The sequence below is a fragment of the Pseudomonas fluorescens genome, from assembly GCF_001708445.1.
Taxonomy (GTDB): domain Bacteria; phylum Pseudomonadota; class Gammaproteobacteria; order Pseudomonadales; family Pseudomonadaceae; genus Aquipseudomonas; species Aquipseudomonas gorinensis.
Map to the genome: position 1 here is coordinate 2,950,235 of NZ_CP015637.1, position 11,873 is coordinate 2,962,107.

An 11,873-nucleotide genomic window follows, 5' to 3' on the forward strand; every position below is an offset into this window, starting at 1 on the left:
ACTGGCCATAGCCTGTATTTTAAGACCGCGTCAGCAAGCTGGTATCGCCATTTAAGAGCGTGCGGTTGAATCGCCCCAGGGGGGGCGCACATCACCTACAGGTGCAGGCCACTAGGCCGTCCTCGTCGAGATTCGGCCGAGCAATCCTTGGATCCAAAATATCTTTCAATTAAAACCGACTTCGGGCTAATCTGCATCAGTAATGGCTCCATGCCATCCTCAGAGATAGATCGTCGAGAAAATTAAATTGGATATAAAAATAGTTACCGTTTTACATCAAGGCGATGAGAAAAAAGAATACATTGTGCTTCAAGCATTAGATAAATGCAATTTAAAGCCTTATATGATTCTTGATAACACCTACGACACTGATGGAGTCGCGAGCAATAAACATCGCCACGTATTTAAGTTCCCTGACTGGACAGTTGAAAAAAATGAGTACATTTTTCTAACCACCAAGCCTGGCTTAAACAAAAAAGGGCAAACTAATACGAAGGAGCCCGCCAGCTATCTGTATTGGGGTTTGAATAGCCCTGTATGGAATCAAAGCGGAGATAAAGTTCATTTAGTAAAAATTACAGATTCAACCGTATTCAACGTGCCAAGCGTAGTCTAGTTTTTCACTCCGAATCAATCAAACCTCGTGGGCAAGGTTTGATTTTTTTCAGAATTTACGTAATTTTTTCATCGTGTGCATTGATGGTAGATGCGAATACTACAAGGAGAGTTTCTTGACCGCAAAAAAATTTATTACGACGATCAAACAGATTCCTGTTGGCCAGGGTGGATTCCTCATAGGCCAAATAGAGGATGAACATTCACGAATTTTCACCTACGCTTTCGATTGCGGCTCGATCAATCGAGAGCACTTCGAACAAGGGCTGAAGATGTGTTCGCTTCAAAAAATTGACATACTATTTGTATCACATTTAGATGTGGACCATGTAAGTGGAATTGATGCACTGGCAGCACAGGTGCAGATTGACATGGTCGTTCTTCCCTGTCTGGACGCTCTTCACCTCACAATGATCGCATGTGAAGCAGCAGGAAACTCTACACTTCGATTGTCGACTCAGTCGTTTTTGACAGACCCCTTTGGATGGTTAGTCGATCGGGGGGTCAAGGAAATCATTCAAGTACAGCGCGCAGACGATACACTTAATGTAATTCCTTATGAGCCTGATCCAGAAGGGCAACCCGATAGCATTATAGTGCCCGTGCCCGAAGGCGGTGACCCGAGTCGCCCATACACAATCAGATCAGAAATGGTAGAGGAAGCTAAATCTGTTCGTTCAGGTGCCGGTACTGTCCGAACACTCGGGGAACATACATCGATCTCTGTGGAGGTAAAGGGTAAATCAATTCCTTCATGGCTGCTCGTCCCTTATGTGCATCCATTTCCCAAAGAAGCTATCGCGAGCTTTAGAAGAGCTGTAGGAAAACAGTTTCCTCATACATTCGCGGGGCGTTCACTGGCATCAAAAGCCTTTACTAAAAAACTGATCCAGTTGTTAAGTGACAAGGCAAGCTGCGAAGAATTGAAAGCTTGCTACTCCATCATATCAAGAGATCACAATAAAATCTCACTGAGTCTGTATTCAGGGCCTCAAGCTCACAAAAACAACTTGAAAATCTCTCGAACCAATAAAAACTTCGATTGGCCATTCCCTAAGCCTTATCAAATAATTCACTCGGAAGATACACTTATAAGAAAAAACGGTGGTGCGTGGATTTGTACGGGTGATGCAAATTTAAACCAGCGCGGTACGAGATCGGCGTGGCTTAAGAGGTTCGGCAAGCTCCTAAAGAATGTAGATGTTTTTATTTTGCCCCACCATGGCAGCAACGATAGCATTCACGATGAGGTTATCAAGAAACTAAATAACTCAGAGATGATTGTTTGTGCAGCAGCCGGTCGTGAAAAACACCCCCACAATTTGTTGCTGGGTCGGCTGCGCAGTTACGAAAGCAGCCTTTGGCATGTTTCGGAGAATCCTGAAAGCGGTTTTACATTAAAGGTATCTTTTTCAGTTTGAATATGGTGAAAGGCGCTCACGGGGTGATCACCGGACTCCCTGAGCGCTTTTTTCTCACTACGAACAACCTAATCCCCATGAACAGTATTCGTTACGTGCTTTCGAACCAAGCTTCAACAAAAAGCTGGCATCACCGAATCCCGACAAGCTTCATACATCGATAATGCATTGAAATCGAAATTCAACAACACCAACAGCAGGAATCGAACGTTTTATTCGTATCAACAGCCCCCACCCGCCCGTTGAGCTTTCTCAGATTAATAACGCAACGGCCCTTGATCTGAATCTGTACCTCACGCTCATCCCGCGAGCTAGTCGCGTCGTAACCAGCCTGTCTTGCGCAGTGCAAATTCAAGCCTAGCGTCCGCACATGATGTCACCGTCGAACTTTCTCTCTTACGAGATTGATCGCAAGCCGAGTTTGTAGTGGTCAACTAATCCCGGACACGACGTTAAGTTTTTTCTCGGCCTGAGCCGGTGGCAGCCCACCATTAAATTGGTGCGGTCGAATCCAGTTGTATCGGTGCATCAAAAAATGGCTGATATCCCGCTGAGCTTGTTGGACCGTCGTGTAGCCCATGGTCGGTATCCACTCGGTTTTCAGGCTCCTGAACACCCGCTCCATCGGCGCGTTGACGCTCCTATGTCAACAAGATCGAGCTGAATCGGCTAAATCTGCCAGGATCAAAGGGTATAGCTCCCTGACGATATAGCGCTTTAAACAGCGCTGGATTTCTTTGGAAGACAAACCTTCAGCACTACGACGGGCGACGTAGCTTTGGGTTTTGGGATCACCTCGCATGCGTACCATCGCAATGGTCCATAGGGCGTTGTTCGCAGACCGATTCCCACCTCTGTTTAAACGATGTCTCACCGTTTTACCCGAGGATGTCCGGTTTCATTAGACCACTACAATGAGCGCCGTCTGTGTTTGCGAAACCGAGAGGAACTTTACATCCATATCTACACCACCTTTTTCTATTGATCTAAACTCGGCGCACTTCTGAGAGCGTCAGGACAGGCGGACGGCTCGTGCAGCAACCGGAAAATAGAGCCATCGCTGGCTCACGGGCTTGCCGGTTGCGCTGAGAAGGGCATGGCCATAGGATTCTAGCTGTGGCCCATGCAAGGCTATCAGGTCGTCGTCTCTGGCTGACCCCGCGGGGTTCGACTTGTGGTCCACCAGAATCCAGCCGTCTGGCAACTCCACCAGCAAATCGATGCGGCCCCGGATACGAGTGCCGTTCGGGCCATCTGCTTCGATGGGTACCTCGACGTAAACGGGACAGTCGGGCCAGCGCTTGGCTATCCAAGCTTGGAACGCTGAGGTCTGGGTGCACACGGCATCCTTATCTACAGAACCAGCCACGGCCCAGGTCTTCAGAATGCCCTCGACGTCAGGGGGAGAAATACCGCCAAGCACGCCTGCGCGTGCGATACATAGATGAAGCGCCGTGCCCAGCGATGCCATGTCGGGCTTGCCTGCCAGGCTTAGCCGAACTCCGACGGCGTCGGTCTCGACAACCGTGAATGCACCGCCCGAAGCAGAGCTCGGTCGGTGCCACAAAGGTTCGGCCTGCACGCGCGGACGAGTTGTAAACCAGTGGCAAGCCTCCGGGGCTTTGGCAGGTGGCTCCGTTGAGCACTCATCCTTGTTCCAGGACTTAGATAGCCTGGAAAGCTGTTTGCCTTCGGAAGTCGTTATTATTTCTGAGTCACCGAACAACAGCTCGGCTGCACCTTTAATCTCGCCGACCCAGGCGCGGCCTGGGCCTGACCTGCGCACGAAAGATAGTGCGACGTTCATGTCACGTGCACGGGTCAGGCCCACATATAGAAGACGCTTGTTCTCCGCCAATGCCTCTGCCTGCATGGCTTGGCCAGTTACGCTGGCTTCGGCATTGAGTGCGGCTTGGGGCTGGGACCGCTTGCCCCAGGTCTTTAACCAGCAGTGGACGAAGCGGTTGGCGAGTGGCTGCTGCGGGTCGAAGTCTCCAACTGTCCTCGCGCGCACGCCCCAAAGCGAAGTACGTGCTATCGCATCGAGGCTTGTCAGCACGACGACTGGCCACTCCAGTCCCTTTGCCCCGTGATAAGTGAGAACCGAGACTGCGTTGTCTGCTGAAGTTGCCCGATTATCATCCTCTTGGCTAGCGAGTTCGTCCAGCCAACGAAGCATGCCGCTAACCGTCGCTGGCCGCTTCGCGGCGACGCACTCGTCCTCGAAAGTCTTTCCGAGCTCGACCAGTGCCTCGACGTTGGACATCCGGTTGCGGCTCTCGTGGGGGGAAGTGGACCATTGACCGACCAGTCTTGCTACTTGGGACTCGGCAGCAGCAAGTCGCAGCACTTCCAGTGGCGTCAAAGCCATTAGCGTCGGACGCAGTGTTTCCAATCGGGCAATTAGTTTATGGGCGCTATCGCCCGTCGTGAGCCACTCGTATGGCTTGGTCTCGTCCGTTGCGAGATGCTGCAGCCTGTCTGCAAGCCAGGTTTCGATCGGAGTGCTGTCAGCCAGGGTTAGAACCAGCGCGGTGGCGACAGTGTCGGTTGGGTCGCTCATACGCCTCAGGCAGGCCATGACATAGATGGCTTCGGCAGTTCCCAATAAGCCGGAGCGTGGGCTGGCTGACGGGATGCCCCAGTGGGTGAGCGACGTAACGGCAAATTCGACCTGGTCGTTGTAGCGACAAAGCACTCCTATATCACCGGACTGAATCGGACGGAGCTCCTTGGTGTCCTTGTCTTCGACCTTGGCCCCGGACTCCAGCAGCTCGCGGATGGCCTGGCCAAGACATAGGTAATCCGAGTCGTTTCGGCTGCTCTCGAAGTTCCAGTTCAACAGCGCGGGCTGGTCCGGAATGTCCTTGCGCAGTGGCTGCAACCGAACCTGTTCGGGCGTCAGCTCGGGCTCGAACGCAGAGATGAATAGACCATTAGTGAGCGAGACCAGGCTTTCGTTGGAGCGCCTGGAGGTGTCCAGGACCTTCCCTAAGATTCCGCCCCAGCCCTTGATGGCGTTGAGAACGCCGGAAATGAGGCTTGCGTCAGTTCCGCGGAAGCCATAGATAGCCTGCTTGGGGTCGCCGACCCACACCGACTTCTTAGCCAGCTTGGCCAGCTCGATGAAAAGCGCCAGCTGGAGAGGGCTGGTGTCCTGGAACTCATCAACCATGATGAGATCCAGTTCTGCCGCCAAGACTTCCCGGACAGATGGCTTTGTCCTCAACGCACGTAGCAGCAACACCTCTTGGTCGCTGAAGTCGACGGCACCCAGCGCCTTCTTAGCCTGCTCGTAGGCATTGAGAACGTCGGCGGCGAGGTTGAATATCTGGTCAAGGTACTGGCGGACTTCGGCATGAAAGGCCGGGTGAGACTCGTGGACCTGCGCTGCGGATTTGACTGGCGCCACGATATCTCTGACCTTGGCGCCGGCGTCAAATCCGGCTGCGCCGATCCAGTCGGGCCAGCACCAGCGGCCTTCACGGAAGAGTCGATCTAGCTTCTGAAGTCCCTCTAGGCCTTTTAATAGGTTGTCTGCAACTTTGGCACCGACAGCTTGCTGCTGTTCTACGTATGCCGCTACCCCCTTGTGTGCTTCGGCCAGCGCAGTCGCCAATGCTTCGGTTGGGTCCAGCCCAGTAGCCGGAGCAGGCCAATTCGTGAGCATCGCGTCCGCGTTCTGGGAACCCATCACTCGAAGCTCCTCCGGTCCAATATCGTTGTCGAGCGCGGCCTTAACGACAGCCTCAACAGTCTTGGACCAGTCCGCCTGCTCAATGCCGAACCGCTCTGTGAGCCGAACAAGCTCCGTTTGAGCGTCGGCTTCCATCGACTCGGCAAGTGTAGCTTTGAGCAGTCTCTTGGATTGACCTTCGCCCAATACAGTCTGATCGGGAGACAGGCCCAGCTCAAAGCAGAAACGCTTGAGCATCTGGCCGCAAACGCTATTGACGGTGCCCAAGCGGGCCTGGCCGATAGCTGTGGCCAGGTCTATACGTCCATTTTCAAGCAGCCAGGAGCGGGCGCGTTCGCGCAGCTCGGTAGCCGCCTTCACGGTGAAGGTCGTGGCCAAGATGGCGTGAGGGCGCGCTGTGCCCGATTCGAGAGCTTGAGCGAGTGTTTCGGTCAGCTTGTAGGTCTTGCCACTGCCGGCGCCTGCACTGATGAATTCGATGCTGTTCATCATTTCCAGCCTCCCAGCAAGATAAGGTGGTCTCGGTCCCATTTGTTTGGACCGTTGACCGGAAGGGTTCCCTCAGGGCCTTGGAACTCGTCACTCGGATCTTCCGGAACGACTTCGATGGTCCCCGCATCCAACTGCTGTTTGCGCCACTCCCACGTGGTGCGGGCACGGTCTAGTAGGTTGGAGACGGTTACGCCGTCGGGCGGTCTTCTGACTTGCGCTTTTGGGAAAATGTCGGCAGCGGTGATGTACAGTCCGCCGCTTTCTAGGATGAAATAGCCAAGCGCGGCGGGTGCGACACCGCTTGTTTGCTCTATGAGGCTGGAGTAGAGCGCCAACTGTAAGTGCTCACCAGAGCGAAGCAGCCCGGCGTAGTAGGTATCGCCTCTCCACTTTATGTCCAAGGCGACAGTTCGCTTGTCACCAAGCGTGACCAAGAGATCAATTTTGCCGATCAGCGGAACTGCTCCCAAGGTTCCTCTGAACTCCACTTCAGTCTGAACCTGAATGGCACCTGCGAGCCTGAGGTGATCGAGGAGACTCCCTATGGCTCGTTCGCAAACCTTCCGGAAGTGTTGCTGCGTTACCCCCGCACCCTGCATAAGCAGTACAGCGCCTTCAGTCAGCAACAGCGAGTCGGCTTCGGCGCGGAACCAAGCAATGGCATCGGCGTTTGACCAACTCAAGGCATTGTTGTGCGCGAAGAGTTTCTCGAGCACCCGATGAGCGAGGATGCCCAGCAGGCGGTTGCCCTCATCAACCCCCAGGACTGAAGTAGGATCTAGCTTCGCCACTCGTTTCAAAACGAATAGAGCCGCGTCATTGAAGAGCTCGTTGAGCGTAGTAAACGACTGTGAGGCGTCGCCGAGCTGCACGGGATGAGGGAGTTGGATGTGTCGTGGAATAGCGGGCAGCGCCTGAGGTGCAAGCACCTCGGCGGTTACCCCGAGAAGCGTGGAGTTGAGTGCAGTGTCCAAGTCAAGCGAAGTGGACTCGATATCCGGTACGAGCTTCTTAATAAGCTGGCGAATCGGATGTATTTCTGTACCAGGAGGAGGGCAGACGATGATGAATCTTTTTCTCGCGGCAAGTAGTGGCCGCAGCCACTTCAGTGCTAACGACACGAGTTCACGCGCCGGGTCTCGCAACTGCACACCTGATTGAGTCAGAGCGTTCACCTCGGCAGGAGACCAAGGTAGAGGCGAGGGCAGGGCAGGCGTCGACGGCATCCACCAGATCACTTCATCAGCTGCTTCGATGCACGCGGCTGCCGTACTGGTCGAGCGCATGCAACCAACTTGGGAAACCGCAGTGGGGTCGGTTGCTCCGGCGGGTGTGGCGTGGGCAACCAACTGCTCAACTTCTCGAGGCAATAGCGTAGCCATACCTTGCCGAGCCAGCTCGATTAACGCTTCTTGAACAGCCGCACATTGGCTATGCGCCGCAACAAAGCTTGCCGCGTCAGCGGGCTCACCTGAGAGGCGACGCCGCATAGCCTCCTGCATCCGATCGACACGAGCAATCAGTGCATCTAGCGGCACGCCAACTGTGCGTGACCAGCGCTCTGACTCCAGCCAGAAGGTGATTTCATTTGTCACTTCCTGGGCATCGTCACCTGCAGCGATCCTGTTCTTGACCGTCGTCCAAGCTTCGCCGCCTATCCCGGGTTGGTTGGCGACAGCGCGTGCGAGCTTGCTTCTCGCAGCGCGACTGAATGGGCCGACCGGATGGGTCAGGAAGTCCAACAATCGGTTCATGTCCACTGGGTCCCAGCACAGCTCCAATGCAAGGGATAGAGCCTGAAGGGCTGGGCGGAGCTGACTAGGGCGTTCGAACCCGCAGTTGACGTTGCCAGTCACGGACAGCGATACGTCCAACGAGTCTCCAGCCTCCTCGGCCAAGATCATTCGGTCTTCGGGCATGTGCGCGTGTTGCATGCTTAGCCAGTGTTCGGCAGTAGTGGCTGCGAGGGTGTGTACCAGCAAAACGCTCCCGTCGGTCTGCACGGCCAAACTCCCCGCAGAGCCTCCGTTCAGTACGGTCAGGGCGTGCTCCTGCACCTCGCGAAGTTGGCCTGCTCCCTGTGGTTCAGGAAGGCGAACTTCAACCTCGGGTAGGTAATCCAACACCTGTTGCCAGAGGCGCGGGAAGTCCTCCGGCGGGTCAACCAGGTGAACTGACTTGATGGGACCAGGGCCGGAAGCACTCAGAGTGTATATCACCAGATGCAAGCGTTCGGCCTCTCCTGGCGGTAGAGCTGCGAGAGCGGCGTTTTCGACGGCTGCAAGGTCCTGGATTCGCGGTGGGTGCTCCGGGTTCGCGCAACCGTCCCAGCCGCCAAGCCGCCACTCGTCACGCCAAGCAAGGAGGCGCGCGGCCGTACCGATACTGTCGACTTTCAAGGACTCACTGTAGAAGCGCGAGCCGTTGTCATTGGCCCGCAGCAGACCAGAGTAGATGGTCACGCGTCTGGCCGCTGAGGCTTCTGGCGCGCTTAGACCAAGGTAGGTCTCCAGCAGTGACAGAAAACCGAGGCGACCGACTATCGGGCTATTGAAGAAGTTCGTTGGGGACGGTCCCTGACGGGCATCCAAGAAAAGGCCAAAAGTGATGTGCATGCTGCGCTGACTTCCTTGACGGCAATCGAATGCAGGTGTCCTATTGCATCTTGTTCCCCTGCTCCTAGTCGACAAGACTAACCGAAAGTCAGCATTCGCGTACCGTTATTGGCCTCTGTTTGACTGATTGAAGGAGCGCCACCACTTGGCAACCATTTACTGCAACCTCGCAAGAAATATCGGTTTTCCGTCACGCACTGGGCGCCGTTCGCTCTGGATGAATCACCGCCTACAAGCATTGGCTGTGGTGGTTACGCACTAGAATGGAAATAGCACGGCCTATTCGCGCAGACTGGAACGCGTGCAAGTTGCCAGCACATGGCTTACCTCGCCCTGGACTGTACGCAGAGCGGGCTGAATGAGCATGAGTTCGAACAATCTTGCGCCTCACTATAATAAGATGTGAAACCAGCCGGGGAGTGGAGCCTAGCCACATGGAGAAGTACACGTTTATTGATCGGTATTTTCACAGCCAGCGCGAACTGTTGGACATCAGGCATTCTGAAGAGCGGGACATCAACACGCTGTTTACCTACCTGAATAACCTCCACTCTACGGCTGATAAGCTGCTTGAGCTATTCAACTGCAGCATCAAAACTGCTCCAGAATTCAAAATACTCCGGCTTATCAGAAACTATTTTCACCATGTCGGCGACGTTGACGAAATTCGTCTCCGTGTCAAGGTCGAGGAAAATGTTCTCGTTAGCCATTCGCAACACCTTCTAATACCACTAGAAGTGCTCGCAAAAAGCGTGAAATCATTTATCGATAACACGATACCTGACGAAAAAAACAAAAATTACAAAGCCAAATTGCGATTCATTCAAAGGGAAATGAGTAATATCGCTGAGATCTTCGACTACGCCGCAAATCTCACGAAAGACCTCGAAATGTTCTGCCAAAAGCCTAGCCTAAGGCTTGACGGAAGGGTCTACGAACTCGGATTTGATATGTACAAATTCGTTTTCAACATTACGAATACTATTGCAGACAAATGCCGAGAAATCCCAGAGCTACGCGAAAAGAAGGTAATCCTGGAGCTCGATTGGTCTTATCGCGCTGAAAACAACATTGGCAAACACGACGTTTTTTGCAGCCCGTCCAACGTACCAATCACCACCACCGAAGGCTTCGTATACGCTAAGGACATTGATCTGGTTCGTTAACTTGCTTGCTGTGAACCGCCTGCGTTTGCAGCCCGCGGAAGCAATGCGCTGGTTCGACAACTCACTGGATTTTCAATCGCGGTTACCAACCCCTCGAAATTTGGTGGTGTCGGCGTACGCGGAAGGTTTCATCTACCTGTTCCGCACCGACGCTTCTGCGCTGACATTCACTCGTATTGTGGCGCAGTGGCAAAACACGATGCGCCCGTTATGCCGGCTCACTCTCATTGGCCTGTTCCTGGCCAGTGGCGGTTGCTTCTTGTGGTTTGTCTTCCTACAGCTGAAGATTCTCCTGCCGAATCTGCTTTGAGTTGCTGTCTGACGAAGTCTCAGCGGCAGGCAGTGAGCCTGCCGCATCAAACTCCCAAGCAAGAACCTAATTCAGGCTTGAGGGGAGGTTGGAGTGGGCGGTTTGACCGGCTCCGCCTCACCAGCCCGAGTCTGTCCACTCCGGGTTTTATCAATGCCCCACACCGCCTTCGCGACCTCCTCAATTTTCGCCACGAACTTGTCGACGTTGAAGCCGGCTATGAAGGCCAGTGCGAAAAATCCAATTTCGCTTGCTCCGGCGTTCGCGGTCGACTCCAGTACCAACAAGCCTGCCTTCAAGAAGAGGTAGCTCACCGCACCGGCGATTGTGCTGGTGATGGGGCGGATGAAATACCAGACGTGCCAGTCCGGATCCCAGCGCTTGTGGACGCACTTGTTGAGGTAAATCGCACGGAAGCAGTACAGGGCACCGCCAACGTAGGCGATCGCGCCACACATCAACGGCACTCTCAGAGGCCTATAGGGCTCAGAAAGCCAACCCAGAGCCATCGCACCGATGGAGTAGGTCGCGAAGACCAGAAGTGCCAGCAGATAGATGATGATGACGATCGTCAGATCTGTCTTTGGCTTGGCTGAAGTGGTTTCACTCATCTTCTGCTGACTCCTTGCGAGCATTCTCAATCCGAAGCATCACAATCTGCTGATGCTCACTGACCGGGTCGCCTGGCTTCACATTCAGGTTCAGCCGGCGGTTTAGGTAATACAACTGTGGCTTGCGAGCTCTGAGCCGAGCTTCGCCATTCACCATCTGGTAATCGTGCTCGATTGCTTTTTGCTTTTGTGGCGGGTAGCTCGGATTCGGGCCGATCACCACATCGATGAAGGTCTCCCATTCAACGTCCTCTGGCACCTCTGAAGGAGGGGCAAACGAAGTCTTCAGGGCATTGATGCGACCTAAAACGAAATCCTTGAATATCCCTGACTTGAAGCAGAAGGCGCGGGTGTGCCAACGAAAGCCGTCATGGGCGAACGATGTGGGGAAGATAGTCCGAACAGCTGGCTCGTCGAAATTGGTCATTGATCGATAGTCGACGTCCACTGCCTCGCCTGCCTGGAGCGCCCTGATGAGCTTGATCAGGATCTGTTGATCAACCTGCCTCATGGGAGAAGGTAGGTTCGCCACTGGGGGCGCCCAGCCGATGAAACTATCCGTTGGGGCGATATTGCCTATGCCACGCTGCTGTAGCTCATTTAGATAGTGCGCTGGATCCGGGTTGGTCAAGACGGGTTTGAAGTCAGGGCCTGCCACGTACGCTTTCAGCGTTCGGTCATAGGCCATGTTGTCAGGAGCGAGTTCTTGATAGGTCGCGAAATCCAATGACGCTTGAGGAACAGAAATCCCAAAAAAAATGGTCAGGTCTGAGCGATTGAGTTTTCGCTCCCACAGCAGCCGAAAATCTATAAATTCAAGGCGGCGTTCCTGGCCCCAGCGTCCGGTACGAGTAGCGGTAGCAGTCATCTGAAATCAGCCTGGTAGGTAATTGGTATAAAAAATATTCGAATAGTATCTAGACGGGTTGAGTTTCTATACGTATCT

The 11,873-nt window shown here is 54.0% G+C and carries 8 protein-coding genes and 2 pseudogenes; 4 read left to right on the forward strand and 6 right to left on the reverse strand.

Annotation, left to right across the window (positions count from 1 at the left end):
- The first annotated feature begins 247 nt into the window (after nt 1-247).
- Both A7317_RS30630 and A7317_RS30635 read left to right on the forward strand, forming a co-directional pair.
- Entirely contained in the window at nt 248-616 is a 369-nt protein-coding gene (locus A7317_RS30630) for a hypothetical protein (protein ID WP_155766395.1), read from the forward strand.
- Between the two features lie 115 nt (nt 617-731).
- On the forward strand, nt 732-2,036 hold the full coding sequence (locus A7317_RS30635; RefSeq protein WP_155766396.1) for an MBL fold metallo-hydrolase: 1,305 nt from the start codon (nt 732-734) through the stop codon (nt 2,034-2,036).
- A gap of 430 nt (nt 2,037-2,466) precedes the next feature.
- Here A7317_RS30635 and A7317_RS13110 read toward each other — a convergent pair.
- The 4 genes and pseudogenes from A7317_RS13110 to A7317_RS13120 form a co-directional block, all read right to left on the reverse strand.
- A pseudogene (locus tag A7317_RS13110) lies at nt 2,467-2,670 on the reverse strand (integrase core domain-containing protein); the annotation flags it as partial.
- A gap of 12 nt (nt 2,671-2,682) precedes the next feature.
- A pseudogene (locus A7317_RS29995) lies at nt 2,683-2,925 on the reverse strand (transposase); the annotation flags it as partial.
- A gap of 123 nt (nt 2,926-3,048) precedes the next feature.
- Nucleotides 3,049-6,225: a UvrD-helicase domain-containing protein gene (locus A7317_RS13115; protein WP_069076000.1), complete on the reverse strand. Its 3,177-nt coding sequence runs from the start codon at nt 6,223-6,225 to the stop codon at nt 3,049-3,051.
- Nucleotides 6,222-8,840, reverse strand: a complete 2,619-nt coding sequence (locus A7317_RS13120) for a PD-(D/E)XK nuclease family protein (RefSeq protein ID WP_155766397.1) — start codon at nt 8,838-8,840, stop codon at nt 6,222-6,224. Before A7317_RS13120 ends, A7317_RS13115 begins: the two co-directional genes overlap by 4 nt.
- A gap of 434 nt (nt 8,841-9,274) precedes the next feature.
- On the opposite strand from A7317_RS13120, the gene A7317_RS13125 reads away from it, so the two are divergent.
- On the forward strand, nt 9,275-10,006 hold the full coding sequence (locus A7317_RS13125; RefSeq protein ID WP_069076001.1) for a hypothetical protein: 732 nt from the start codon (nt 9,275-9,277) through the stop codon (nt 10,004-10,006).
- A 1-nt stretch (nt 10,007) separates the two neighbouring features.
- Nucleotides 10,008-10,316 (forward strand): hypothetical protein, encoded by a 309-nt coding sequence (locus tag A7317_RS13130; protein WP_155766398.1) that lies wholly within the window; start codon nt 10,008-10,010, stop codon nt 10,314-10,316.
- Nucleotides 10,317-10,387: 71 nt separating this feature from the next.
- On the opposite strand, the gene A7317_RS13135 is transcribed toward A7317_RS13130, so the two are convergent.
- On the reverse strand, nt 10,388-10,927 hold the full coding sequence (locus tag A7317_RS13135; protein WP_050572377.1) for a hypothetical protein: 540 nt from the start codon (nt 10,925-10,927) through the stop codon (nt 10,388-10,390).
- On the reverse strand, nt 10,920-11,795 hold the full coding sequence (locus A7317_RS13140; protein WP_069076003.1) for a WYL domain-containing protein: 876 nt from the start codon (nt 11,793-11,795) through the stop codon (nt 10,920-10,922). The genes A7317_RS13135 and A7317_RS13140 overlap by 8 nt, the downstream gene beginning before the upstream one ends.
- Nucleotides 11,796-11,873 lie beyond the last annotated feature (78 nt).

Coding starts and splice junctions, on each gene's coding strand:
- A7317_RS13115 (WP_069076000.1), bottom strand. CDS start 6,225: ATGATGAACAGCATCGAATTCATCAGTGCAGGCGCCGGCAGTGGCAAG.
- A7317_RS13120 (WP_155766397.1), bottom strand. CDS start 8,840: ATGCACATCACTTTTGGCCTTTTCTTGGATGCCCGTCAGGGACCGTCC.
- A7317_RS13125 (WP_069076001.1), top strand. CDS start 9,275: ATGGAGAAGTACACGTTTATTGATCGGTATTTTCACAGCCAGCGCGAA.
- A7317_RS13135 (WP_050572377.1), bottom strand. CDS start 10,927: ATGAGTGAAACCACTTCAGCCAAGCCAAAGACAGATCTGACGATCGTC.
- A7317_RS13140 (WP_069076003.1), bottom strand. CDS start 11,795: ATGACTGCTACCGCTACTCGTACCGGACGCTGGGGCCAGGAACGCCGC.